Source organism: Phytohabitans sp. LZ39 (assembly GCF_059359075.1).
In genome coordinates this window covers 130868-156037 of sequence record NZ_JCADBM010000017.1, presented here as the reverse complement: position 1 = coordinate 156037, position 25170 = coordinate 130868, and the positions used below count along the sequence as shown (strand labels likewise).

Sequence of the window (25170 nt, the reverse complement as noted above, 5' to 3'; positions counted from 1 at the left end):
GATCAAATTGATATTCATATATCTCAATGTCAGTTCTCCTAGTGCATTCTGTCCTGATCGTCGGTAGGGGGTGGGATCGGCATTGCGCCGCTTCCAGATGGTGACTAGCGCATCGCTAGTTGTCATACTGCTAGTGACGGCGATCCGTGATCGCCGTTTGTGCGATCTTTTGCGAGGGGAACCCAGCCATGGCAGAGTCACTCGATCCGTCCATCTGTCGGTTGCGACTGAGGCGCGCTTTGCGGGAGGCGCGCGTCGCGAAAGGGCTCAGCCAGAAGGATGTCGCCGAGGCTCAGGATTGGTCGGTGTCAAAGCTGCTGAGGATCGAGGGTGGCGCAGTCGGAGTTTCCACCACTGACCTGCGCGCTCTCCTCGACATGTACCAGATCCGTGATCCTCATCAGGTGGGCGAGTTGACGAGATGGGCCCAGATCGCGCGTAAGTCGCCACTGTCCCGTCACCGCGACGTCCTCAGCTCTGAGATGTTGACCTACCTCAACTACGAGGGCTCCGCTTCGGTCGTGCGGCAGTGGGAGCCGCTCTTCGTCCCTGGGCTCTTGCAGACCGAGGCGTACGCGCAGGCGGTTATAGAGACCCTTGCCCCGCCGGGGACATCGAGACGCATCATGGACCGCCAGATCGAGGCACGGTTGGCCCGGCAGGAACTCCTCCGCCAGCCCGAGGCGCCTGAAATGTTCTTCATCGTCGACGAATCGGCGTTGCGTCGCCGGGTTGGCCCTGGAGACACGATGATCGCGCAGTTGGCATACCTCCGTGAGCAGGCGGAACTTCCCCAGATCACGATCCAGATCCTGCCGTTTGAGGTCGGGGTGCATCGCAACATGCGATCCCCGTTTGTGATCCTGGAGTTCAGGGAGGCCAACGTCGAGGCGCTTCTATTCGTGGAAAATCCACGGGGTTACATCCTCGATCGCGATGACGGGGAGGAACTCGCTCTCTACTTGTCCGGCTTCTGGGATTTGGAGGGCCTTGCTCTGCCGGCCGAGGAGACTGGTGCGGTGATCGGCCGCATCATCGGTGACCTTGGCGGTCAGGCCGCGCGTGCGGCCTGACCGAGATGGTTGTTACGCCTACGGCTTCAGGTGTGTAGTGGGCAGAACACCCTGGTGGAGCCGAGCAGGGCGGCCGTCGTCACGATGATCGAGACGATGGCTGGGGCGTCCCAGCCCAACGCGGCCAGCGCGACCGACTGCACTAGGATCACGATGACCAAGATCACGTTTGCCGGGCGTCTCGTGCGGCGGTGGGGGTGTAGCGCGATTGAATGCGCGTAGTGTCTTGGTGGGAATCGTCTCGTCATCTTCTGGCACCCTCTCTGCCTGCAGCCCATGGGGAGCGCGCCGCGTCACATGCGGGGCGTTTGCTGCCGCTGAATCCCGTACGGTGACTCGGTCTGCCGTCGAGATTACGTGCTGTGAGCGTGAAGAATCGGATGGATCGCAGGAAATGCGCATTGGGGCTCCGCGCCCAAATGACACGAAAGCCCTCCGCAGCATCGGAGGGCTTTCGCGGCGCTTCCGAGGGACAAGCGTCTGGGCTGCAGGCGATGCCTGGAAGCAGCGCTGATCCGAGGAGAACCAGCCCATACAGTATGGCGCTGATACCGGCGGAACGGAAGTGTCAACTAGCTACATGGCAGATCGCGATCCGGAGAGTGGATTGCTGCTGTCGGTGAGCATCGACAAGCCGACGTTCAGACGTACGATAGCTTAGCGCGCGATGGCACTCCGGGATTTCCGTGAATTGGCATTCCGTGCCAATGGGGTTGCATGAATGTTGCGGCGGGAATGGGCGGGAACCGAAGGGCGCCCTCGTGACTCGTAGGCGACATGATCGAGCGCTCCATCCATGGCATCGCCGTCGCGGTGATCGGGCTCGGCGGGGTCGTCGCGTGCGACGGTGGCGATCCGGCGCCGGTGGTGACGAGCGCTAGCCCGAGCGGCGCGTCGGGATGCGCGCGGCCCGCGTTCGGCAGGGCCGACGTCACCCTCACGCCGGGGCCGACCGAAGGGGTGCCCCAGGCCACCGCCGGCGGTGACGTGCTCGCCATCGACGCGGTCGTGCTCGACCGGGGCTGCCAGCCGGTGCCTGGTGCGCCGCTGCGGATCTGGCACACCGACGCGCGCGGGCTGTACGGTCCCAAGGGCGGGGACGACTGCTGCTTCTACGAGGCGCGCGGCCAGACCGACCACAGTGGACGCTTCCGGCTGGAGACGATCCGGCCGGCGCAGTACCCCGAGGCGAACGCGCCGCCGGCACACATCCACCTTCAGATCGACCACGGTGGGCGGCGGGCCGAGGTGACGATGGTCTTCGGCTCCGGCTCGCCGCCCGCCACCGTCACGCCGGCGGAAGGGCCGGTCGGTGTCCTGCTCAGCCGTGACGGTGCCGGGTGGCGAGGCGAAGCCGTGCTGCTGCTTACTTGATCGGCTCGCCGTCCACGTACACGGTGACGCCGGGCTTGCCGGTCCAGAAGGAGAGGAGGCCGGCCACCTTCTGGCTCTCCGGGAGCGGGGTGCGGTAGGTCCACACCACGTCGTCGCGGACCGTGTCTCCCGCGCGCACCGACCAGTACGTCGCCTTGCCCTTGTACGGGCAGTACGACTCGGTCGCCGACGGCTGGAGCAGGTCGAGGCGCACGTCGACCATCGGCAGGTAGTAGCGGGGCGGCAGCCCCGTCTCGTAGAGCACGTACGGACGGCTCGACTCGGCGACCGTGACGCCGTCGACCTCGACGCGTACGTGGCGGGAGCTGGCCAGGATGTCCACGCGCGTGTAGGGGTCGCGGGCGTGTACGTAGACCGGCTCGTCCTCCTCCAGCCACTCGTCCATCGCGTCCCAGTCGAAGCGGACCAGCTCGCGCAGCTCGTCGATCGGGGAGTCTTCGTGGCGGAGGGCGGCGTCCACGGCCTCGCGGTCGCCCACGCGCACGGTGTACAACTGGCCGTCGCCGCGGCTGGGGGAGTGCTTGGCGCGACCGGTGGGCTCGAGCACACCGGCGGCCACGTCGGCGAGGGGCAGGTAGTAGGTGGGGTAGTAGGGGCTCTCCCACACGTACGCCGGCTTGGTCGTGTCGGCGATCACCTGGCCGTTGAAGACCACGCGGACCCGCTTGGCGCCCTGCTCCACCCGTACCCGGCCGCGGGTCGCGGTGGAAGCCGTAGAAGTAGTCATGTTCTCAACCAACAGACCCGGTCGAGATCGAATTCCGGATATGGTGCACGCCGTGAGCAACCTCCTGAAGAGCGTCGCCGCCAGGCTGCGCAAGCGGCCCCGGCCGCAGCCGGCCGCCCTGGGCGGCCGCACTCTCGTGTACGCGCCCAACCTGGACGGCGACGCCGATCCGGGCGAGATCGTGTGGACCTGGGTGGCCTACGAGGACGACCCGCGGCAGGGCAAGGACCGCCCGGTGCTGGTGGTGGGACGCGACGGGCGCACGCTGCTGGGCCTGATGCTCTCCAGCAACAACGACCGCGAGGGGCAGCGCCACTGGTACGCGCTCGGCCCCGGCGCCTGGGATCGCGAGCACCGCCCCAGCTGGGTGCGGCTCGACCGGGTGCTCACCGTCGACGAAGACGGCATCCGCCGCGAGGGCGCGGTGCTCGACCGGGTGCGCTTCGAGGCGGTGGCGCAGGAGCTGCGCACCGGCTACGGATGGGCGGCGCAGCGATGACGCGCGAGGTGCCGGAGCGCACGCCGTTCGCGACGATCGACGACATGCCGCCGCCGATGCAGGCGATGATCTTCGATGCGCTCGAACGGATGGCCGCCGACCCGCAGATGCGCCGGGTGCGGGCCGCCGCTCAGCGGGCGCTCGACCCGCGGCCCGGGCAGCGCCTGCTCGACGCCGGGTGCGGGGTGGGCGAGGTGGCGCGTGACCTCGCGGCGGCCGTCGCCCCGGGCGGTCAGGTCGTCGGCGTGGACGCCTCCGCCGCGGCCATCGCCGTCGCCACCGGACGCGCCGGCGACGCCCGGGTGACCTACGCCGTCGGCGACCTGCTCTCCCTCGACTTCGAGGACCAGACATTCGACGGGGTACGGGCCGAGCGGGTGCTCCAGCACATGGGGGAACCGGACGCGGGCGTCGCCGAGCTGGTGCGGGTGACCCGCGCCGGCGGGCGGGTGTGCCTCGTCGACACCGACTGGCTCTCGCTGGCCAGCGACGGGCTGCCGGACGACCTGGTGTCGCGGATGTGGCAGGGCGCGATGGTCGCCCGCCAGCACCAGCCGACGATGGGGCGCACGCTCCGCCGGCGCCTGGTGCGCGCCGGTCTCGTCGACGTGGTGTGCGAGCCGGTGCCGCTGTGGTTTACCGACCCGGACGACGCCAGCACGGTGATCCCCCTCTTCAACCGGAGCATCCCGCGCGAGGCCGGGTTCATCCCGGAGGAGCTGTGGGACCCGTGGTGGGCGGCGGTCGACCGCGCGGCCGACGCGGGCGAGCTGCTCGCGGTGGTGACTATCTGGGTGGCTGCTGGCGTCCGCCCTTAGTGTCGCTCGGGTCGCCGACGACGCCGGCGAAGAGCGGCACCCCGGTCGGCACGTGCGTGATGGCGAAGGCGAACGGCAGGTCGGCACTGACCACTGTGGTCGGTGGCTGGCGCATCGAGGTGAGCATCATCAACCCCGTGGCGGCGGCCGCCTCGGTGCCCCACTCGTCCACTGTGATCGTCGCCCGCTGCACGGCGCCGTCGACGCGGAGCCCGGGGTGGATGCCGCCCAGGTCCGCCTCCGGCGCGAAGACCGTCCGCAGGCCGAGGGACTTCAGCGGTGGTACAAGATCGATGTGCGAGCCGTAATCGAACCGCGGCATGGCCAACCCGACGTAGGTCGGGACGAGTGATCGGGTCACGGCGGCGAGCAGGTCGGGCGCGAGCAGTGCGTCCGGCGCCTGGTCGTCCGCCGGCACGATGAGCCGCATGGCGAGGTCGGCGCCCTTGTAGGGGAGCTCGACGGCCTGCCAGTCGGGCCCGGCGGCGTAGGCGAGGTCGGCGGTGAGGTGCATCATCGGCACCCGCACCGGCCCGCCGGCCGCGGCGAAGTGCTCGTGGGTCGTCTCGCCCTCGGCGAACGGGTGCCGCCACGGGGCCTTGAGGTAGATCGCGTTGGCGAGCACCAGGCGGGTGGCGGGGGAGAGGGCGTCGAAGAGGCGCGGGATGCGGCCGGCGGTGGTGTCGTGCACCCACGCGTTGATGACCTCGGCGCCGTCGCGGGCGAAGTCGACCGGGTGCACGCCGGTGCCGTAGTGCGTGGCCAGCGTCTCCAGGAACTCCGCGCCGACCGGCAGGCCGTGCTGGGTGAACAGGCCGTTGGCGACGCGCACGTGGTCGGTGGCGGCCTGCCGCGAGATCGCGTTGAACGCCGCGTGCGTGCCCTCCGCCGGAAAGCCGAGCACGCGGTCGATCTCCGCCGCCGTCTCGCCGCCCGCGCCGGCACGTGCCATGGCGAACGCGTATGCCAGCGACAGGGGGGAGCAGACCCAGTTGGTGGTCGTGGCCCGCTCGGCGAGCGCGTGGCCCACGCGGGTGATGCCGGCGGCCACCTCGGCGATCGGTGCGTCGCCGGGCGGGGCGACCCGCTCGACGCCTTCGGCCGTGAGGGTGGGTACGGCTGCCATCTGTCCAGAGTATGCGGCCGCGGCCGGCTTCGCGCCGGCCGCGGCCGATCGTACTGGTCCCTTGTGGATCGTCAGGCGCTGTAGCCGCGCTCGGCGATCCAGTTGGCGGCCGAGATGGTGCTCATCCAGTAGGTGCCACCGTTCGAGGTGTCGAACGGGTCCGCGATCCGCACGGTGCGGCCCTGGTCGCGGTAGCCGACGATGGTCAGGTAGTGCCCACCCTCGTACGAGTGCGCCTTACCGTTGACGTCGGTGGCGGTGCCCTTGATGTTCGCCACGACCGGGTAGCCGTGGCTCAGGGCGCGCATGACGTCCGCCTGGAGGCGGTCCATCTCCGCGGGCTTGGCGGACGGGCCGGGGATCTCCCGCGTGCGGTAGAAGTCGGTCCCGTTCACCTTGTTGAGCACGCGCGTGGTCTCGTGCGCCGAGTTGGTGCCGTTCTCGGTGGTGCCCAGGCTCTTCGCCAGGTCGTACTGGCTCGGCGCGGGCCCACGCGCGGAGAGCGCGATGCGGGTCGCCGCCGGGGCGCAGAAGTAGTACGTGCTCTGCTCCTGGTAGCCGAAGCGGACCTGGGCGGCGGCCTTCGCCGGGACCGCCTTCTTGGCGGGGGCGGTGTGCTTCTTGGCGGTGTTCGCCGGCTTGCCGTCGGCCTTGGCGGCCACGGTGGCCGTCGCGGCGGGAGGCGCCGCGCTGGCCGGGTCGTTGGCGGCCTGGATAGCGGCCGGGCCGCCGACAGTGCCGGCGGCGAGTGCCAACCCAGCGGCGAACATGGCCGGCCGGTGGAGCCGGTTCCTGTCGATGGACGGCAGCCACCGATCGAGGACGTGCTTCATCACAGGGGAACCCTTTCGTTTGCTGGGGGATGGTCGCTCCGCGGCGGGCTCTTCGGCGAGGGCCACGGGCGGCGCTTGCGGCATCTCGTCGTACTGGCCGCGAACGCGAAGGCACGCTCGGTTGGGGTTCCGGCGTGCCGGGGATGTCAACCGGCCGGTAACCCGATCCATTCCCCGGGCCGGGACGTGGCCCGGGTCACTGGCTGGGCGCCCGACACCATGGGGCCATTGGGTCCGAATGCGCCGGACCGTCCGGGGTGGGCGGCCGGACCGCCGGGCCCGGGGCGGGCCGCCGCCCGGTGGGCACACCCCGGCCCGTCAAGCCATCGCGGCCGGTCCGTGCGGCCGCCATGCGGGCGGCCCGGGCGCCCGCGGGCGGCGGCCGGTCAGGTCACTGCACCGGTCCGTCGTGCTTTTTTGCCGTCACGTGCCAGAATCCGGCAACGGCCACCACAGCGCCCAGAAAGGCGACGAACGGCGGCATGATCGCGGCCGTGATGGCCAGCGCGAAGAACCCGATGACGATGGCCCAGAGGACCCTTGTGCCCCCACTCACGTACCACTCCCGTTGTCGTGCGGTAGTGGCCGGCGCAGGGGGCACCGGCGATGCGGGCATACGACCCGCCCAGGAGTAAACGAGCGACCACCCGGTGAGGTGGTCGTGTGGGGCGTTTTACGTAGTTTGGGACCGCGTGTCCGCCGCCCGCGGGAGAGAGATCAGGCGGCTGCTGCCGCGGCGGCGCGGCGGGAGCGGCGCCACTTCGTGACGATGATCGTGGTGGCTACCAGGCCGAGGCCGGCCGGGGCGATGGCGAACCAGTTGATGTCGCCGGGTGAGGCCACCGCGGCGCCCATGGCCGCGTAGCCGAAGGCGGACGGTATCGACGCCAGCACGCTGCCGACCAGGAACGGGCGCAGCCGCGCGCCGGTCGTGCCGTAGCCGTAGCTGATCAGGCCGAAGCCGCCGACCGGGAGCAGGCGTACGGTCACCACGCCGAGCACGCTCTGCCGGGCGAACCAGCCGTCGAGGCGGGCGAGGCGGCCGCGGACGCGTTCGGCGACGAAGTCTCGGCCAAGCGTGCGGCCGACGGTGAAGCCGAGCAGGGCGGCGAGCAGCGCGGCGCCGAGCGCGTAGCTGGCGCCGCCGACCGTGCCGAAGAGCGCGCCCCACGCGAAGGACACCAGCGTGCGGGGGACGAGTACCACCATCATCAGCGCGCCCACGACGACCGCCGCCGGTGGTGCGAGCGGGCCGAGGCGGTCGACCAGGCGGGGGGCGTCGGCCAGGTCGGGCTGGGGGAGCAGCAGCACGGTGAGGCCGAAGAGGACCAGGATCGCGAGCAGCAGCGTGAAGCGGGCCACCGACCGCTGCCGCAGGCGGGGCGCCAGCGCACGCAGGCGGGGGGCCGACGCTCGCAGGCGGGGGGCCAGCGCCCGCAGGCGGGCGATCACGAGGCCGCCGTCGCGGCCATGCGCTCCGCGCGGAGGCGGTCTGACCACGTGTCGTCGAGTGGGGGGAGCGAGTCGTAGCCGGTGGCCCAGCGCAGCAGCAGGTCGGCGATGGCCGGGTTGCGGGAGAGGGCGGGCCCGTGGGAGTACGTGCCGAGGAGCTTGCCGCGCCACGCGCCCTCGGTCGCGCCGTCGTTGCCGATGCCGGTGGTGACCCGGGCCAGCGGGGATACGCCGGCGCCAAGGTGGGTGCGGCCGCCGTGGTTTTCGAAGCCGGTCAGCGGAGGCAGGCCGAGCCGCGGGTCGATCGGGCCGCCGAGCTCGCCGACCGCGCGGGTGGGGCCCCGGTCGGAGTGGAAGTCGAGCAGGTTGAGGCCGGGGTACTGGGTGCCCTTGGCGAAGAACGAGCCGCCGAGCAGCTGGTAGCCGGCGCAGACCGCGAACACCACCGAGCCCTGCGCCACGGCGCGGTGCAGGCCGCCGTCGCCGATCAGCCGCTGGGCGGCGAGGGCCTGCGGGCCGTCTTCGCCGCCGCCGAGCAGGTAGATGTCGGCGGTGGTGGGCAGCGGCTGGTCGGAGCGCACCTCCAGCGTCTGCACCGGCAGCCCGCGCAGCGCGGCTCGGCGGGCGAGGATGAGCAGGTTGCCCCGGTCGCCGTACGTGGACAGCAGGTCGGGGTAGATCCAGACGATGCGGATGGTGCTGTCAGAGGACACGGTCGAGCTCCGCTCGGATGTCTTGGAACGCGGTGTAGTTGGCGATCACTTCCAGCCGGCCGGGCGGCACGAGCCGCACCGCCTCGCCGAAGGTACGTACGTGCTGGAACCGCACGTCGTTCACCTCGAGGCGTACCGCCAGGTCGTACGCACGGTCACCGGTGATGAGCACCTGGCGGCCGCGCAGCGGGCTGAAGTCGACGTCGAACAGCCACGACGTGTCGAGCCCGTCGGGGTCGCGCGCGTTGATCGAGAGCAGTGTCGGCGCGTTATCGGCCATGTCGAACGCCTCCAGCCAGCTCGCCGGGTTTTTGGCGAGCAGCAGCCGGATGTTGCGGCCGTCGCGGACCACCTGGGCGTACCGGCCGGCGACCGAGGCGACCGTGGAGAGGCGGGAGACCGCGTCGGTCGGGCGGACGCCGAACTGGGCCGCCACGGCGAGCGCGGTGGCCGCGTTGCCGAGGTTGACCCGGCCGGGGAGCTGGAGCGAGATCTTGTGCCAGGCGCCGCGCGGGTCGACCACGCCCTCGTCCTCGACCACCCACTGCGGCACCGGCCGGCGCAGCGAGCAGCCGGTGCACCACCACTGGTCGGCCTGGCGCTCGATCGGCGAGCCGCACTCGGGGCAAACCCATGAGTCGTCATGCCACCGCTGGCCGGCGCTAAACCACGTGACGGCGGGAGAACCGGCGGCGGCCCACACGACCATCGGGTCGTCGGCGTTGGCCACCACGTGCACGCCGGGGTGCTCGGCAAGCGCGGTGCGCCACATCTGGGCCATCATCGCGACCTCTTTGGCCCGGTCGAGCTGGTCACGGGAGAGGTTGAGCAGTGCCACCACGCGCGGCTCGGTGGCGACCAGCACCCTGGGCAGGTAGTGCTCGTCGACCTCCAGCACCGCGTACGGCGTCTGGCCGGCCTTGGCGAGCGCGGAGGTGTGGCCGGTCGGCATGTTGGCGCCGAACCCGTTTGTCGCGACCGGCCCGAGCACGCCCACGGCGGCCGCGGCGAGGCGGGTCGTGGTGGTCTTGCCGTTGGTGCCGGAGATCAGGGCGATCGCGCGCCCCGCGGCGAGGTGGGCGAGGAGGTCTGGGTCGATCTTGAGGCCGATCCAGCCGCCGATCACCGAACCGTCGCCGCGCCCAGCCGCTCGCGACAGGGCGGCCGCCGTGCGGGAGACCGAGCTGGCGACCTTCGCCCGCAGGGGCATCTTGCCGTCCGTCACGGAGGCGAGGTTACCAACGCAGTCTGGATCTCCACTCGACCGTCGGGAAACCGTCCGTCGCGCGCGATGTGTGTGGCGATACTCACCGTGAGCGATCAACGAAGCGTGAGTCCGAGTTCGACAGAGTGTCGCGACATTTAGGACAGTGGCCTTAACGACCGCTCATATTCTTGCGTGCCAAACTCGCTCCGTAAGATTCTCGTCACAGCGTGTGGAGAACGGCATCCGCTACAAACGTTGAGCCGGGTCGTTCACCCGGCCGCGCCGCCGAGACACGCCGAGCCCTGCCCGCTCGTCCGGTGCGGACCTTGGAGCCACACAACGGCATAGCGGGCGGGGACGGGGGACCCAGGATCTGCGGTCCCGACCCACGCCGGGGAGACCCGGCCGGGCTGAGGCCTTGGGGTGAAGCCGCCACGGCGGCCGGGCAATCCTTCCCGCCCGAACCCGACAGCTCACCTCGCAGGCGTGCCGGAGGGAACACATACCGTGCACGAACTCCGTTCGGGCCGGCACAGGCTGCCCGCGAAAAGGCGGGCCGGCCGGCTCGCGCTCGCCGTCGGGCTCTGCGTGTGCGCCGGCCAGCTGCTGGCCGGTCCCGCGCTCGCCGAAGCCGCGCCCGTGTCGACCACCACCGTCGCCGCCGCGCAGGCGGCCGCGTCGGTCACTCCACACGTGACGATCAAGCCGAACACCGCCCGCCTGCCGTGGGGCAACACGCTGGTGCTCACTGCCACGATCACCGACCCGAGCACCCGCAAGGCGGTCTGGGGCGGCACCGTCCAGTTCCAGGTGTGGAAGGGCGGGAAGTGGGTCAGCACCGGCACCCGTCCGGTCTACTCCACCGGCAAGTCGATCCTCTCCATCAAGCCGTACGAGAGCCGCATGTACCGGGCCGTCTACAGCGGACGTGGCTCGTACAAGGGGACGGTCACCGGCCGGACCTCGGTCGCGGTGATCGCCAGCCGGGCCAAGGTGCTCGCCGAAGCGCGCAAGCACATCGGCAAGCCGTACAAGTTCGGCGCCGTAGGACCCTCGGCTTTCGACTGCTCGGGCTTCACCAAGTACGTGTACAAGAAGGCCGCCGGGCGGGTGCTCCCGCACAAGGCGAACGACCAGCAGCGCTCGGGCACCGGCGTGGCGAAGAACAAGGCGCTCCCCGGCGACCTGATCGTGATCCGCTCCGGCTCGTACGGCACCCACGTCGGCATCTACGCCGGCGGCGGCTACATGTACGACTCGCCGCGCGCCGGTGTGCGGGTCGGCAAGCACAAGATCTGGTCGAGCAACTACGTGGTGCGCCGGCTCGCCTAGTCGCTCCACTTCCCTCCCCGGCACCGATACATCACCCCATCCCCCCAACGATCCAGGGCAAGCCCATCCGGGTTTGCCCTGGATCGTCTCTGGGGTCGGTTGCCCCCTCCGGCCTGTCGCCATCCGGACCCTCCACCGCCCTCCACCGCATTTGACGTGCGGTTTTGTCAAGGGGGTCACCCGAGCAACGCTGCGATTCCGGTTGCGAGTGGAGGGAAGTGGAGTACAGTGGGGCGCAGTGGCAGGGTTACTCACCGGAGGGACCCGCCGGCCCCGGGGGACAGCGGCTCCGCGAAAGCCGCCAGAGGCGAGGGGGTGGGCCGATGTTTCTCGGCACCCACACCCCGCGCCTGGACGAAAAGGGCCGGTTGATCCTTCCGGCGAAGTTTCGCGACGAGCTGGCGGGAGGTGTCGTGATCACAAAAGGGCAGGAGCGCTGCCTCTACGTCTTCCCAGCACCCGAGTTCCAGCGGATCGCGGGCCAGCTACGCGAGACGCCGATGACACACAAGGCGGCTCGGGCCTACAGCCGGGTGTTCTTCGCGAGCGCCCACGACGAGGTGCCCGACAAGCAGGGCCGGGTGACGATCCCGGGCCACCTGCGGGAGTACGCCGGGTTGAGCCGCGAACTCGTCGTGATCGGTGCGAGCAGCCGGGTGGAGATCTGGGACAAGCAAGCGTGGGACACCTATCTCTCCGAGAGCGAAGACGACTTCGCGGGCATCGAGGAGGGGGTGCTGCCCGGAGGACTCTAAGGGCTGGCAGACGCCGTACTGCGAGATCTCCAGCCGCTCCTGCACCTGACGTCTCTTCCCCGATGTCAGGCGCGTCCCGGCCTCCCCGCGAAGGAGGCTCACGGAAGAGCGGATGGGGATCTGGCAGTACGGCGCACGGTTCTTCGGGCACCGGGCGCATGGGCACACGGGCGGGTCACTGGGGGTCGAGATGGGGGAGCTGCGCGGCACGCACGTGCCGGTGCTGCTGGAGCGGTGCCTCGCGCTGCTCGCGCCCGCGCTCGACCGGGGTGACCGTACGACCGTGCACGTGGACGCCACCCTCGGGCTCGGCGGCCACGCGGAGGCGGTGCTCCGGGCGCATCCCCGGACCGTCCTGATCGGACTCGACCGGGACACCGAGGCGCTCGCGCACGCGCGGGCCCGGCTGGAGCCGTTCCGCGGGCGCGCGCACCTCGTGCACGCGGTCTACGACGAGCTGCCGCGGGTGCTCGACCTGCTCGACTACGAGCGGGTCGACGGGGTGCTCTTCGACCTCGGGGTGTCGTCCCTCCAGCTCGACGCGCCCGACCGCGGGTTCGCCTACGCGCAGGACGCGCCGCTGGACATGCGCATGGACCAGACCCGCGGCCGGACGGCCGAGGAGGTCGTCAACGAGTACGAGGCGCCCGAGCTGATCAGGGTGCTGCGGGTGTACGGCGAGGAGAAGTTCGCCGCACGGATCGCCGCGGCGATCGTGCGCGAGCGGGCGAAGGCGCCCATCACCTCGTCGGCACGGCTGGCCGCGCTGGTGCGGGACGCGATACCCGCGGCGGCGAGGCGCACCGGGGGGCACCCCGCCAAGAGAACGTTCCAAGCACTTCGCATCGAGGTAAACGGCGAGCTGGCCGCGCTGGAAAGGGCGCTGCCGTTCGCGCTCGACGCCCTCGCGCCGGGTGGCCGCGCGGTGGTCCTGTCCTACCACTCGCTGGAGGACCGGATCGCCAAGCGGGCGCTCGCCGCGCGGGCACGGAGCACCGGGCCGGTCGACCTGCCGGTCGAGCTGCCCGGCACCGGGCCGACGCTGCGGCTGCTCAGCCGCGGCGCCGAGCCACCGAGCGAGGAGGAGGTCGCGGCAAACCCGCGCGCCGCATCAGTGCGGCTGCGGGCCGCGGCCCGGATCGAAGAGGGGGAGGGGACATGAACGCCATCGGGAGCAGCAGGATCAAGACGACAGGAGCACCGCGGTCGGGGGGCCGGACCGCGGAGCGGGAACACCGGACGGTCGGCAACACCGCGCTGAAGACCGAGCCGATCGACACCGCGCGGGATTCCGCGGCGCCGGGGGGCGCACCGCGGGAGCGCAAGGTCGTGCCGTGGCTGCGGGTCGCGCCGCCGCTGCCGGTGGCGGTGCCGCGGGCACCGTTCATCGCGCTGATCCTGGTCGTCGTGGTCGGCGGCGTGCTGGGCATCCTCGTGGTCAACACGAAGATCAACGAGAACGCCTTCCGGCTGAGCGAGCTGCGCGAGCAGCAGTCCGCGCTCGACGTGCAGGAGCAGCAGCTCAAGCAGGAGATCGCGCGGGCCGAGGACCCGGGCAACCTCACCGCCCAGGCCCTCCGGCTGGGTCTCGTGCAGGGCACCCCGGTGCAGATCCGGCTGCCCGACGGCCGGGTGACCGGCATGATGACGCCCGCCACGCAGGCGCCGTCGATCACCAGCCAGCAGGGCACCGGCACCGGCACCGGCGAGCAGGCGGGTGGCACGGGCACCGGCCAGCAGGGCACCGGCGACCAGGCGGGCGGCACGGGTAACACCCAGCAGGGGACCGGCACCAACCAGCAGCCGACGGAGTAGGTCAGGATGCCGCAGCGGCCTTCGGGGTCTTCCGGGTCTGGTCCACGCGGAGCGGGCACGCGACGCGAGGACCAGACCCCAGGTGAGACAGTGCCGCGCCGGGGCAGCGACGAGCCCCGGCGCGGTTCCGCCCGTGGCACGGACGCCACGCGGCGGGGTGGAAAGCCCGACGACTCCGCGCGAGCGGAGCGAGCGTCGACCGGCGAAGCACCGGCGGAGCGCGGCTTCGGGATCTCCGAGGCGCGGGCGTACACGCCGCGCGGCCGCACGATGCGGGAGCGGACGCCGCGCACCGGGCGGACCGCCGATCCCTTCCGGCCGGCGCTGCAAGTGGTCGAGGGCGGCAAGCCGCGCAACGCCCGCCGCGCGCCTGGGGAGGAGCCCAAGCGGGCGGAGGCGCCACAGACTCCTCCGAGGGCCACGAAGAAAGCCGCCCCCTCGTCGGTACCCGGACCTCGAAAGCGCACGACGGCGGCGAAGGCGTCCGCGGCGGCGAAAAAGGCAGCGGCGCCGCGGAAGAGGGCGCCCGCGCGGCCGCGGCGCCCGCCGCGGCTGATGGACCAGCGGCGGCGGCTGCGCCTGGGCACGGTGCTGGCGCTCACGGTCTTCGCCACGATCGGGATCCGGATCGTGACACTCCAGTTCACCGAGTCGCCGGCCTTCGCGGCGAAGGGTCTGGAGACGCGGCTGGACCGGGTCGTCCTGCCCGCGCCGCGCGGCGCCATCTACGACCGGGGCGGTGCCGTGCTCGCGCAGAGCGTCGAGGCTCGCTATGTGGCGGTCGACCCGGAGCTCGCCACCGACCTGCCGAAGACGGCCGCCGCGCTCGAGCCGCTCATCGCCGTACCCAAGTCGGTGTTGATGACCAAGATGGCCAAGCGCAAGCAGCCCGGCGGTGGCCCGTCCCGCTTCGAGTACCTGGCGCGTGGTGTCTCCATCGCCGACGGCCGGCGGGTCGAGGCGCTCAACCTGCCAGGGATCATCGTCGACCGCGACGAGCAGCGCCAGGTGCCCGGCCAGGACCTCGCGGCCAGCATCATCGGCTTCACCAGCCAGGACCTCAACGGCCTGGAAGGGCTGGAGGCACGCTACGACGAGCTGCTGCGCGGTGTCGACGGCAAGCGGGTCTTCGAGGTGGGACAGGGCGCGCTCGACGCGGAGATCCCGGGCGGCTACAACCAGGAGACCAAGGCCCAGCCGGGCAGCTCGCTCCAGCTGACCATCGACCGCGACCTCCAGTACATGGTGCAGCGGACGCTTTTCGCCCGGATGCAGGAGGCGAAGGCGTACGTCGGCGCGGCGGTCGTGCTCGACGTGCGCAGCGGCGAGGTGCTGGCGCAGGCCAGCTACCCGACGTACGACGCCGCCCAGCCGCTGAAGAGCAAGCCCGAGGACCGCGAGGACACCGCGACGAGCTTCGTGGTCGACCCCGGCTCGGTGCACAAGGCGATCACCATCAGCGCCGCGCTGCAAGAGGGCGCGGTCAAGCCGACCGACACGTTCATGGTGGGGCCGAACGTGATCAAGGGCGACCAGCGCTTCAAGGACTCGCACACCAACTGGACGCCCCGGCGGATGAGCATCCCGGGCATCCTCGCGTACTCCTCCAACGTCGGCACCATCGCGATCGCCGACAAGCTGGGCAAGGAGAAGCTGTACGAGTACCAGAAGAAGTTCGGGCTCGGCACGGCGACCGGCGTCGGCGTGCCCGGCGAGGCGTCCGGCGCGCTGCTGCCACCGGAGGACTGGAGCGGCTCGGCGTACGGCTCGGTGCCGATCGGCCACAGCGTGGCGGTGACTCCGCTCCAGATGGCCGCGGCGTACGCGGCGATCGCCAACGACGGCACGTGGGTGCAGCCGCACCTGGTGAAGGAGACGATCGGCCCGGACGGCAAGCGCACGCCGGCCGCGCCGCCCACCAGGCGCCAGGTGATCACGCCGGAGACCGCCCGCGAGGTGCGCACGATGCTGGAGGCGGTGACCACCGTCAAGGGCGCCACGGGCGTCCACGCGGCGGTCGACGGCTACCGGGTGGCGGGCAAGACCGGCACCGGCTCGCGCGTGGTCAACGGCAAGTACGTGCCCGGCAGCGTCGCGTCGTTCGTCGGCATGGCGCCGGCGGACAACCCGCGCTACGTCATCGCGGTCTTCGCGCACGTGCCGGCCGGCGGGGGCGGCGAGGTCACCGCGCCGGCGTTCCACGACATGATGGGGTACGCGCTCACCCACTTCGGGGTACCGGTGAGCAGCGGGAAGCCGCCGAACTTTGTCGTCTACCCCTGAACCGCCGGACGTGCTGTACGGCCGGCGTGCCACCAACCGGTAGGGTCTGACGCCGTGCCTGGCAATCTCCGTCCGCGTACGGTGACACCGCGCCCCCTGGCCGGCCTCGCGGCGCTGGTTGGCGCCACCACGGCGGCTGACCTACTGATCGGCGGGGTGACGCACGCGAGCGGCGACGTACGGGCGGGCGACCTCTACGCGGCGCTGCCCGGCGCCCGGCGCCACGGGAGCGAGTTCGTGGCGGACGCGGCCCGCGCCGGTGCGGTGGCGGTGCTCACCGACCCGGCCGGCGCCCCCGCCGCGGCCGAGGCGGGGCTGCCGGCGATCGTGGTGGACCAGCCCCGGGAGGCGCTCGGCCCGATCGCCTCGGCCGTCTACGGCGACCCGACCGCGCACCTCACGGTCATCGGCGTCACCGGCACGGCCGGCAAGACCTCGACCGCGTACCTGGTGGAGAGCGGGCTGCGCGCCGCCGGCCACGTGACCGGGCTGATCGGCACCGTGGAGACGCGCCTGGGCGACCTGGTGGTCGACAGCGTCCGCACCACGCCCGAGGCGACCGACCTGCACGCGCTGCTCGCGACCGCCCGCGAGCGGGGTGTGACCGCCGTGGTGATGGAGGTGTCCAGCCACGCCCTCGCGATGGGCCGGGTCAGCGGGGTGCGCTTCGACGTCGGCGGGTATACCAACTTCGGCCTCGACCACCTCGACTTCCACGCGGACGCGGACGACTACTTCGCGGCCAAGGCGAAGCTCTTCGACGGCCGCTGCCGGGTGGAGATCCTCAACCTCGACGACCGGGCACTGACGCCGTTGATGAAGCCGGCGACGGTGACGTACTCGGCGGCGGGTTCGCCGGACGCCACCTGGCGGGCTGCCGACATTTCGGGCATAGCGTACGCCCAGCGGTTCACGGCGATCGGCCCGGACGGGCCCGTCGAAGCCGGCGTCTCCCTGCCCGGGCGGCACAACGTCGCCAACGCGCTGCTGGCCATCGCCGCGCTCGCCGCCACCGGCGTCGATCCGGCTACCGCCGCCCGCGGTGTGGCCGCCTGCCCCGGCGTTCCGGGGCGGCTGGAGCGGGTCGAGGCGCCCGGGCCGGTGCTCGGCGTCGTCGACTACGCGCACAAGCCGGACGCGATCGTCGCCGCGCTCGCCGCGCTGCGCGAGCTCGCCACCGGCCGGGTGTTCTGCGTGATCGGTGCCGGCGGCGACCGCGACAAGGCGAAGCGCCCGCTGATGGGCCGGGCCGCCGCCGAGGGCGCGGACGTCGTGGTGGTCACCGACGACAACCCGCGTACCGAGGACCCGGCGGCGATCCGGCGGGGCGTGCTGGACGGCGCGACGGGCGCCTCCGGCGCCGAGGTCTTCGAGGTCGCGGGGCGGCGGGCGGCGATCGACTTCGCGGTCGGCAAGGCGGCGCCGGGCGACATCGTCGCGGTGCTGGGCAAGGGACACGAACGCGGGCAGGAGGTCGGCGGCGAGGTGCTGCCCTTCGACGACCGGGTGGAGCTCGCCGCGGCGCTCGCGGAGGTGATGGCGTGATCACGTTGACGCTCGCGGAGGTGGCGGCCGCGGTCGGTGGCCGCCTGGAGGGCGCCGACCCCGAGGCCCGGGTCACCGGCACGGTGGAGTTCGACTCCCGCAAGGTGACGCCGGGCGGGCTGTTCGTGGCGTTCCCGGGCGAGAAGGTGGACGGTCACGACTACGCGGCGGGTGCGGTCGCGGCCGGCGCGGTCGCGGTGCTCGCGTCACATCCGGTGCCCGTGCCCGCGGTGCTGGTCGACGACCAGCGCGCCGCCATGGCCGCGCTGGCCCGGTACGTGGTCGACCGCCTGCCGGACCTGACGATCGTCGGGCTGACCGGCTCGTCCGGCAAGACCACGACCAAGGACCTCGTCGCCCAGCTGCTCACCCGGCTCGGCCCGACCGTGGCGACGGCCGGCTCGTTCAACAACGAGCTCGGCCACCCGTACACGGTGCTGCACGCCGACGAGAAGACCCGCTTCCTGGTGCTGGAGATGGGTGCCCGCGGCGTCGGCCACATCACCCACCTCTGCCAGGTCGCCCCGCCGAAGATCGGCGTGGTGATCAACGTGGGGGTGGCGCACATCGGCGAGTTCGGCTCGGTCGACGCGATCGCCGCGGCGAAGGGCGAGCTTGTCGAGGCGCTGCCGGCGGGTGGTGTCGCGGTGCTCAACGCGGACGACCCCCGGGTACGCGCGATGGCCGACCGCACCGCGGCCCGCGTCGTGCTGGCCGGAGAGGCGCCGGACGCGTCGGTGCGCGCGGCGGACGTCGTCGTGGACGCCGGTCGGGCGGCCTACACGCTGGTCACCCCCGACGGGGAGGCGCCCGTGCGGCTCGGCATCGCGGGCCGCCACCAGGTGGGCAACACGCTGCTCGCCGCGGCGGTCGCGCACGCGCTCGGCTTTCCGGCGGCCGAGCTGGGCGCCGCCCTCTCCGAGCTGCGGGTGGTTTCCGACCGCCGGATGGACGTCTTCGACCGTGCCGACGGTGTCACGGTCATCGACGACTCGTACAACGCCAACCCCTCCTCGATGGCGGCCGCGCTGCACGCGCTGGTCGGCATCGGCGCGGGTCGCCGCACGGTGGCGGTGCTGGGCTACATGGCCGAGCTGGGCGAGCACGAACGGGAAGGCCACGAGGAGGTCGGACGGCTCGCCGCGGAGCTCGGCGTCGACCGGCTGCTCGTGGTGGGCGATACCGCCGCGCCGATCCACGAGGGCGCGGTGGCGGTGGCGACGTGGGGAGGAGAGTCGGTGCTGGTTACCGATCAGAGCGCGGCCGTCGCGGCGCTGCGGCGCGAGCTGCGCTCCGGCGACGTCGTGCTGGTGAAGGGCTCGCGGTATCGCACGTGGGACGTGGTCGACTCGCTGCGCCCAGGGGCCGATTCGTGAGGGCGGTCATCGTCGCGGCCGCGGTCGCGTTCCTCGTGTCGCTCTTCGGCACCCCCATCGCCATCCGGGTCTTCACCGCGCTGAAGGCGGGACAGCCCATCCGCTCCATCGGCCCGGCGACCCACCAGGGCAAGAAGGGCACACCGACGATGGGCGGCGTGGCGTTCATCATCGCCACGTGCCTGGCGTACGTAGCCGGTCACGCCGCGCTCACCACCCTGCCCGAGGCGCAGATCGCCCAGGTCGGCCCGACCATCACCGCGCTGGTGCTGCTCGGGCTCTTCGTCTTCTGCGGCGCGGTCGGCTTCATCGACGACTACCTGAAGGTGCGGCGCCGCAACAGCGGTGGCCTCAGCGGCCGGTACAAACTGGTCGGGCAGGCGATCGTCGGCGGCGTCTTCGGCGTGGTCGCGCTCTACTTCCCGAGCACCAACACGGAGACCGTCGGCAGCACCGAGATCTCGTTCATCCGTGACATCGAGTGGTTCGACGTCACGAAGGTCGGCTCGGTCATCATCTTCATCTTCGTGGTGATGGCCGCCAGCAACGGCGTCAACCTCACCGACGGCCTCGACGGCCTCGCCACCGGCGCGTCGGTGATGGTGCTCGCCGCCTACGGGCTGATCGCCTTCTGGCAGTACCGCCACTGGTGCGCCGACCCGAGCTACACGGCCGACTACTGCTACGCCGTGCGAGATCCGCTGGAGATAGCGCTGATCGCCGGCGCCGCGGCCGGCGCCTGTGTCGGCTTCCTGTGGTGGAACACGTCGCCCGCCCGTATCTTCATGGGCGACACCGGCGCGCTGGGCCTCGGCGGCCTGATCGGCGGCTTGGCGATGGCGAGCCGCACGATGCTGCTGCTGCTCATCATCGGCGGCCTGTTCGTCATCATCACGATGTCGGTCGTGATCCAGGTGATCTCGTTCCGCACGACCGGCCGCCGCGTCTTCCGCATGTCGCCGCTGCAACACCATTTCGAGCTCGCCGGCTGGAGCGAGGTCAACATCGTGGTCCGCTTCTGGATCATCGCCGGCATCGGCGTCGCGATCGGCCTCGGCCTGTTCTACTCGGACTTCCTCACCGGCGTCAGCTAGCTACGATCCACTCGATTCGCTACCCGTCGTGGCGTTTCTTCGAGGCATATTTCGCCCATGTCCGCGTCAGCGGCGGACCGTATGCGCGGGCCGGGGCGGGCCGGGGCGGGTGGGCGTGACCAGCGGCGGACGGGTGAGGCCGCGGGAGCAGTGGTCGGGACCACGACGGACATCGCGGTAGCTCAAATCCAAAAGGGGGGTCGAAGCCACCCCCGACTCGAAAGCTCTCTAGAGCCCTGGGGCGACGACGGGCGACCAGACGCGGGCGTGGGCAGGAAGAAACGCGGCACGCGACACGCCCGAGCAGAAGCCGGGCTGTGCGTGTTGGAGCGCCGATGATAAGGGCGTGGGGGAGGACGACAAGGCCGAGGCCGGCCCGCTCGCGGTGCTGCGCGGGCTGCTCCAGCGACCCCTCGCGTCCTACTACCTCCTGATCTCCAGCGCGGCCCTGCTGCTGATCATCGGCCTCACGATGGTGTTCTCGGCGACCAGCGTGAAGGCGTACGCGACCAACGGCAACGCGTTCACGATGATCACGAAGCAGGCGGTGTTCGCCGCTATCGGGCTCGTCGCGTTCTGGGCCTGCCAGCGGCTGCCGGCGCGTACCTTCCGGGCGCTCGGCAAGCCGGTCCTCGGCACGGCGTTCGTGCTGCTGATCGTGCTCGACCTGCTCGTCGTGTACGGGCGGATGGCCCGGATCGAAGGCACCGTCTCGCTCGGGCCGATCCAGGCCGACCTGCTGTGGCTGTGGCTCGGCCCGATCCAGGTGCAGCCGTCCGAGCTGGCCAAGTTCGGCCTGGTCATGTGGGGCGCCGACCTGCTGGTCCGCAAGGGCGAGTCGCTCGGCTGGTGGCGTGAGCTGGCCACCCCGCTCTTCCCGGTCGTCGCGCTGCTGTTCGTGCTCGTCGGCTACAACGACCTCGGCACGATGCTCTGCCTCCTCGCGGTCGTGGTCGGCCTGCTGTGGGCGGTCGGCGTGCGGCTGCGGGTCTTCGGCACCCTCTCCGCGCTCGGCCTCGCCGGCATCGGCCTGCTCATCGCGGCCGCCTCGGTCGGCGGCGGCTCGGGTGAGGAGGGACAGCGAAACTACCGGTTCGAGCGGCTCACGTCGTTCTTCAACCCGCCGGAAAACTGCGACCAGTCCATTTGCTACCAGGCGCTCCAGGCGCGGCGGGCGATCGACCACGGCGGCTGGTTCGGCGTCGGGCTGGGCAAGAGCAGCTTCAAGTGGGGCTGGCTGCCGGCCGAGCACAACGACTTCATCTTCGCCGTCGTCGCCGAGGAGCTGGGCGTCGTCGGGTGTGTGGTGGTGCTGGCGCTGTTCGCCGTGTTGGCGTACACCGGCCTGCGCATCGCCCGCCGGGTCGACGACCCGTTCCGCCGGCTCGCCGCGGCGGCCGTGACCACCTGGCTGACCAGCCAGGCCATCATCAACATCGGCGGGGTGGTAGGGCTGCTGCCCATCACCGGCCTGCCGCTCCCGTTCATCTCCGACGGCGGGAGTGCCCTCGTGGTCACCCTCGCCGCGGTAGGCATGCTCGCCTCCTTCGCCCGCGCCGAGCCCGACGCGGCCCGAGCCCTGCACGCCCGTCCGCCCGCGAAATGGGTGCGGCTACTCTGGGCCCCGTTGCCACCGCTGCCGCCGGCGGCGAAGCCCGCGGCCGCCAAGCCGGCCGCCAAGGCCGCCACGGCGGCGGCACGGGCCGGTGCGGAGAGCGAGAGGAGACGGTGATGGGTGTGCTGCGGTCGGTCGTCCTGGCTGGAGGGGGGACCGGGGGCCACATCTACCCACTGCTCGCCTTCGCGGATTGCCTGCGCCGGCACGACCCGCACGTGCGGATCACCTGTGTGGGCACGCCGAAGGGCCTGGAAAACGAGCTGATCCCGCCGCACGGCTACGACCTGCGGCAGATCCCGGCCTACCAGCTCCCGCGCTCGGTCAACATGAACCTGCTGCGCACGCCCGACCGGATGTGGCGGTCGGCCCGCGCGGCGGGCAAGGTGATCGACGAAGTCAAGGCCGACGCGGTCGTCGGTTTCGGCGGGTACGTGTCGGTGCCGGCCTACCTCGCCGCCTGGCGCCGCGAGATGCCGATCGTGATCCACGAGGTCAACGTGCCGCCCGGCGTGGCCAACAGGATGGGCATGAAGTTCACCAAGCACGTCGCGGTGGGCTTCCCGCACCAGCCGGTGCAGTCCGAGGCGTTGCGCAAGGCGAAGGTGGTGGGCGTGCCGCTGCGCCGCTCGATCACCTCGCTCGACCGCACTGCGGCGCGCGACGCGGCGCGGGCGCACTTCGGGCTCCGCCCCGACCTGCCGGTGCTCTTCGTTTCCGGTGGCTCGCAGGGCGCCCGCTCGATCAACCTCGCGGTCGTCGGCGCCGCCAAGGAGCTGGCCCGCGCCGGCATCCAGGTGCTGCACGTGATCGGCGCCCGCAACGAGGCGGTGTCGCCGCCGAGCGACCTGCCCGTCCCGTACGTGACGCTGCCGTACCTGTCCGAAATGGAGCTTGGCTACGCGGCGGCCGACATGATGCTGTGCCGCGGCGGCGCGATGACGTGCGCCGAGGTGGCCGCGCTCGGGCTGCCCGCGGTGTACGTGCCGTACCCGCACAGCAACCAGGAGCAGAAGCGCAACGCGTTGCCGGTCGTGGAGGCCGGCGGCGGGCTGCTCGTCGACGACGGCGAGATGAGCCCGGACTGGATCGAAAGGACGGTGGTCCCGCTGGCACGCGACCCGCAGCGGCTGGCGGCGATGGGTGCCGCCGCGGCCGCGTACGGCCGGCGCGACGGCGACGAGGCGCTGCTCGACTTCGTGTACGAGGCGGTGGCCAGCCAGTGACCGACTTGACGGCCGAGGATCTGGGCTCGGTCCATCTCATCGGCGTGGGTGGCGTCGGGATGAGCGGGCTGGCCCGGCTCCTGCTCACCCGCGGCATCCCGGTCTCCGGCAGCGAGCTGCGTGAGTGGCCGTCGCTGGCCGGGCTGCGCGCGCTCGGCGGCACCGTACACATGACACACGAAGCGTCCAATCTGGACGGTGTGGACACGGTCGTCTACTCCACCGCGATCCCGCAGGACCACATCGAGCTGGTCGAGGCGCGCCGGCGCGGGCTGCGCGTGCTGCACCGGGCCGAGGCGCTCGCCGCGACGATGACCGGGCGGCGGGCGATCGCGGTGGCCGGCACGCACGGCAAGACCACCACCACCTCGATGGCCACGCTGATCCTCCAGCAGGCCGGTGAGGACCCGTCGTTCGTCATCGGCGGCGAGATCTCCGAGGCCGGCTCCAACGGGCACCACGGCACCGGCGCGTACTTCGTGGTCGAGGCCGACGAGAGCGACCGCTCGTTCCTGCTCTACCGGCCGTACGTCGCCATCATCACCAACATCGACGCCGACCACCTCAACACGTACGGCGACCTGGCCGGGCTCTCCGCCGCGTTCGCGGAGTTCGCGCGGCTGGTGCGGCCGGGCGGGTTCGTGGTCACCTGCGCCGACAACCCGGGCACCCGCGCGCTGGCCGACCTGCTGCGCGGCGAGGGGCGCACGGTGTACACGTACGGCGAGGCGGAAGACGCCGACCTGCGCCTGACCGACGTCGTGTCCTCGGTAGACGGTGTGCGCTACCAGGCCACATTGGACGGTAAGCCGCTCGGCACGGTCACGCTGCCGGTGCCCGGTCGCCACCTCGGTCTCAACAGCGCCGCCGCGGTGCTCACCGCGATCCGGCTCGACCTGCCGCTGGAGGCCGCGGTGCGCGCGCTCGCGGCGTTTCCGGGCGTGCGGCGGCGCTTCGAGCGCAAGGGCGTCGCGGCCGGCGTGGCGGTGTACGACGAGTACGCGTACCACCCGACGTCGATGACCGCCGCGCTGCACACACTGCGCGAGGTGGCCGCGGGCGGGCGGCTGATCGTGGTCTTCCAGCCCTACCGGGTCTACCGCACCCGCGACCTCCAGGCCGAGCTCGCCACCGCGCTGGGCATCGCCGACGAGGTGGTCATCCTGGAGGTCTTCGGTCCGGGGGAGGTGCGCCAGCCCGGCGAGGGCGGCGTCGCGCTGACCGCCGCCGTCGACCTGCCCGCCGGCGCCAAGGTCTTCGTGCCGTCCTGGGAGGACGTGCCCGCCGAAGTGGTGCGGCGCGCCAAGCCGGGAGACGTGGTCGTCACGATGGGCGCCCCGCCCATCTCCCTGATGGGCGACGAGCTGCTCGCCGCCCTGGAGCCGCAGGCGTGAGCCCCGTGATCAAAGCTCCTCTCAAGCAGTTGGAGCTGCTTGAGAGGAGCTTTGATCACTCCACGCGGAGCGCGGCGTGACCGCACCGGGGAGTCGTGGCGGCGGGCCGACCAGGGCGCGGCGGTGGCGGCTTGTCAGGGCACGTTCCGACGCCGTGCCGGCCTCGGCCCGGCGCTTCATGGCCCGGGCCCGCCAGCGGCGGCTGCGGGCCGCGATGCCGTGGGCCACGATCGGGGCGGTGCTGGCCCTCGCCGGGCTGGTCACCTGGATCGTGTACGGCACGGGCGTCTTCGGCGTCCGCGACGTGCGGGTGTCCGGCACCGCGATCCTCTCCGCCGAGGAGGTGCGGCAGATCGCCGACGTGCGAGACGGCGTCCCGCTGGCCCGCGTCGACCTCGGCGCCATCGAGGAGCGGCTGGCCGGGCTCGCGCCCGTCGACCGGGTGATCGCCTCCCGCGACTGGCCCGGCACGATCGCGATCGACGTCGTCGAGCGCACGCCCGTGGCGGTGGTGCCGCAGGGCAAGAAGTTCGTGCTGGTCGACAAGCACGGCGTCGCGTTCCACACCGTCTCCGCGCGGCCCGGCGGGCTGCCGCTGGCCCGGGTACCCAGTCCTGGTCCGGACGACGCCGCCACCCGATCGGCGCTGGAGGTGCTGGCGGCGCTCAGCCCGCAGCTGGCCAAGCAGCTGTCCGCCGTGGTCGTGAAGGGCCCGGCCGAGATCGAGCTGGAGCTGCGCGGCGGCCGGCTGATCGTGTGGGGCGACGCCAGCCAGAGCGACGCGAAGTCCGAGGTGGCGACCGCGCTGTTGAAGCGCAAAGGCGACCGGATCGACGTGAGCGCGCCGGAAGTAGTCACGATCCGATAGATCGCCCGGCGTGTCGGTCCTTGG

The 25170-nt window shown here is 71.8% G+C and carries 23 protein-coding genes, 1 pseudogene and 1 riboswitch; of the genes and pseudogenes, 16 read left to right on the top strand and 8 right to left on the bottom strand.

The annotated features are described in order from the left end of the window. The first annotated feature begins 188 nt into the window (after positions 1 to 188). Positions 189 to 1073: a helix-turn-helix domain-containing protein gene (locus tag AC5L36_RS29580; protein WP_441215033.1), complete on the top strand. Its 885-nt coding sequence runs from the start codon at positions 189 to 191 to the stop codon at positions 1071 to 1073. A gap of 26 nt (positions 1074 to 1099) precedes the next feature. Here AC5L36_RS29580 and AC5L36_RS29575 read toward each other — a convergent pair whose 3' ends face one another. Next, a complete protein-coding gene (locus AC5L36_RS29575; protein ID WP_441215034.1) occupies positions 1100 to 1225 on the bottom strand; it encodes a hypothetical protein in 126 nt (41 codons plus the stop codon). Between the two features lie 625 nt (positions 1226 to 1850). On the opposite strand from AC5L36_RS29575, the gene AC5L36_RS29570 reads away from it, so the two are divergent. Next, entirely contained in the window at positions 1851 to 2447 is a 597-nt protein-coding gene (locus AC5L36_RS29570) for a dioxygenase family protein (RefSeq protein ID WP_441215035.1), read from the top strand. Here AC5L36_RS29570 and AC5L36_RS29565 read toward each other — a convergent pair. Continuing rightward, positions 2440 to 3195: a DUF427 domain-containing protein gene (locus tag AC5L36_RS29565; protein ID WP_441215036.1), complete on the bottom strand. Its 756-nt coding sequence runs from the start codon at positions 3193 to 3195 to the stop codon at positions 2440 to 2442. The genes AC5L36_RS29570 and AC5L36_RS29565 overlap by 8 nt on opposite strands. A 52-nt stretch (positions 3196 to 3247) precedes the next feature. On the opposite strand from AC5L36_RS29565, the gene AC5L36_RS29560 reads away from it, so the two are divergent. Together AC5L36_RS29560 and AC5L36_RS29555 are read left to right on the top strand one after the other, a co-directional pair. After that, a complete protein-coding gene (locus AC5L36_RS29560; protein WP_441215037.1) occupies positions 3248 to 3694 on the top strand; it encodes a type II toxin-antitoxin system PemK/MazF family toxin in 447 nt (148 codons plus the stop codon). Beyond that, the gene (locus tag AC5L36_RS29555) at positions 3676 to 4512 is read left to right on the top strand and encodes a methyltransferase domain-containing protein (protein WP_494909265.1); all 837 of its coding nucleotides are present in this window, start codon (positions 3676 to 3678) and stop codon (positions 4510 to 4512) included. The genes AC5L36_RS29560 and AC5L36_RS29555 overlap by 19 nt, the downstream gene beginning before the upstream one ends. Here the strand turns inward: AC5L36_RS29555 and AC5L36_RS29550 are convergent. The 6 genes from AC5L36_RS29550 to AC5L36_RS29525 all read right to left on the bottom strand — a co-directional run bounded on the left by AC5L36_RS29550 (position 4481) and on the right by AC5L36_RS29525 (position 9846). After that, positions 4481 to 5638: a serpin family protein gene (locus AC5L36_RS29550; protein ID WP_441215039.1), complete on the bottom strand. Its 1158-nt coding sequence runs from the start codon at positions 5636 to 5638 to the stop codon at positions 4481 to 4483. The two genes, AC5L36_RS29555 and AC5L36_RS29550, sit on opposite strands and share 32 nt — an antisense overlap. A 71-nt stretch (positions 5639 to 5709) precedes the next feature. Then, complete coding sequence (locus tag AC5L36_RS29545; RefSeq protein ID WP_441215040.1) at positions 5710 to 6471, bottom strand: C39 family peptidase; 762 nt, start codon at positions 6469 to 6471, stop codon at positions 5710 to 5712. Between the two features lie 391 nt (positions 6472 to 6862). Then, complete coding sequence (locus AC5L36_RS29540) at positions 6863 to 7027, bottom strand: hypothetical protein (RefSeq protein WP_441215041.1); 165 nt, start codon at positions 7025 to 7027, stop codon at positions 6863 to 6865. Between the two features lie 161 nt (positions 7028 to 7188). Beyond that, a complete protein-coding gene (locus tag AC5L36_RS29535) occupies positions 7189 to 7923 on the bottom strand; it encodes a TVP38/TMEM64 family protein (protein ID WP_441215043.1) in 735 nt (244 codons plus the stop codon). Next, entirely contained in the window at positions 7920 to 8636 is a 717-nt protein-coding gene (locus tag AC5L36_RS29530) for a type 1 glutamine amidotransferase (RefSeq protein WP_441215044.1), read from the bottom strand. Before AC5L36_RS29530 ends, AC5L36_RS29535 begins: the two co-directional genes overlap by 4 nt. Continuing rightward, positions 8626 to 9846, bottom strand: coding sequence for a Mur ligase family protein (locus AC5L36_RS29525; RefSeq protein WP_441215406.1), 1221 nt, complete (start codon positions 9844 to 9846; stop codon positions 8626 to 8628). Before AC5L36_RS29525 ends, AC5L36_RS29530 begins: the two co-directional genes overlap by 11 nt. 376 nt (positions 9847 to 10222) lie before the next feature. Then, a riboswitch (cyclic di-AMP (ydaO/yuaA leader) is annotated at positions 10223 to 10345 on the top strand. A 5-nt stretch (positions 10346 to 10350) separates the two neighbouring features. On the opposite strand from AC5L36_RS29525, the gene AC5L36_RS29520 reads away from it, so the two are divergent. From AC5L36_RS29520 to AC5L36_RS29465, 12 genes and pseudogenes are all read left to right on the top strand, one after another. Beyond that, complete coding sequence (locus AC5L36_RS29520) at positions 10351 to 11175, top strand: NlpC/P60 family protein (RefSeq protein ID WP_441215045.1); 825 nt, start codon at positions 10351 to 10353, stop codon at positions 11173 to 11175. A 323-nt stretch (positions 11176 to 11498) separates the two neighbouring features. Further along, positions 11499 to 11930, top strand: a complete 432-nt coding sequence (gene mraZ, locus AC5L36_RS29515; protein WP_441215046.1) for a division/cell wall cluster transcriptional repressor MraZ — start codon at positions 11499 to 11501, stop codon at positions 11928 to 11930. 190 nt (positions 11931 to 12120) lie between these two features. Next, positions 12121 to 13074, top strand: a pseudogene (rsmH, locus tag AC5L36_RS29510) (16S rRNA (cytosine(1402)-N(4))-methyltransferase RsmH); the annotation flags it as partial. Between the two features lie 14 nt (positions 13075 to 13088). Further along, complete coding sequence (ftsL, locus tag AC5L36_RS29505) at positions 13089 to 13745, top strand: cell division protein FtsL (protein ID WP_441215047.1); 657 nt, start codon at positions 13089 to 13091, stop codon at positions 13743 to 13745. Between the two features lie 90 nt (positions 13746 to 13835). Next, entirely contained in the window at positions 13836 to 16028 is a 2193-nt protein-coding gene (locus AC5L36_RS29500; protein WP_441215048.1) for a peptidoglycan D,D-transpeptidase FtsI family protein, read from the top strand. Positions 16029 to 16124: 96 nt separating this feature from the next. After that, positions 16125 to 17573: a UDP-N-acetylmuramoyl-L-alanyl-D-glutamate--2,6-diaminopimelate ligase gene (locus AC5L36_RS29495; protein WP_441215407.1), complete on the top strand. Its 1449-nt coding sequence runs from the start codon at positions 16125 to 16127 to the stop codon at positions 17571 to 17573. Then, on the top strand, positions 17570 to 18949 hold the full coding sequence (locus AC5L36_RS29490) for a UDP-N-acetylmuramoyl-tripeptide--D-alanyl-D-alanine ligase (protein ID WP_441215049.1): 1380 nt from the start codon (positions 17570 to 17572) through the stop codon (positions 18947 to 18949). Before AC5L36_RS29495 ends, AC5L36_RS29490 begins: the two co-directional genes overlap by 4 nt. Next, entirely contained in the window at positions 18946 to 20043 is a 1098-nt protein-coding gene (gene mraY / locus AC5L36_RS29485) for a phospho-N-acetylmuramoyl-pentapeptide-transferase (protein WP_441215050.1), read from the top strand. Before AC5L36_RS29490 ends, mraY begins: the two co-directional genes overlap by 4 nt. Positions 20044 to 20389: 346 nt before the next feature. Then, entirely contained in the window at positions 20390 to 21775 is a 1386-nt protein-coding gene (locus tag AC5L36_RS29480) for an FtsW/RodA/SpoVE family cell cycle protein (protein WP_441215051.1), read from the top strand. After that, positions 21775 to 22884, top strand: coding sequence for an undecaprenyldiphospho-muramoylpentapeptide beta-N-acetylglucosaminyltransferase (gene murG / locus AC5L36_RS29475; RefSeq protein ID WP_441215052.1), 1110 nt, complete (start codon positions 21775 to 21777; stop codon positions 22882 to 22884). The genes AC5L36_RS29480 and murG overlap by 1 nt, the downstream gene beginning before the upstream one ends. Then, positions 22881 to 24278 carry a UDP-N-acetylmuramate--L-alanine ligase gene (gene murC, locus AC5L36_RS29470; protein WP_441215053.1) on the top strand — a complete coding sequence of 466 codons (1398 nt, stop codon included), beginning with the start codon at positions 22881 to 22883 and terminating at the stop codon, positions 24276 to 24278. Before murG ends, murC begins: the two co-directional genes overlap by 4 nt. 76 nt (positions 24279 to 24354) lie before the next feature. Beyond that, entirely contained in the window at positions 24355 to 25146 is a 792-nt protein-coding gene (locus AC5L36_RS29465) for a cell division protein FtsQ/DivIB (RefSeq protein ID WP_441215054.1), read from the top strand. Positions 25147 to 25170 lie beyond the last annotated feature (24 nt).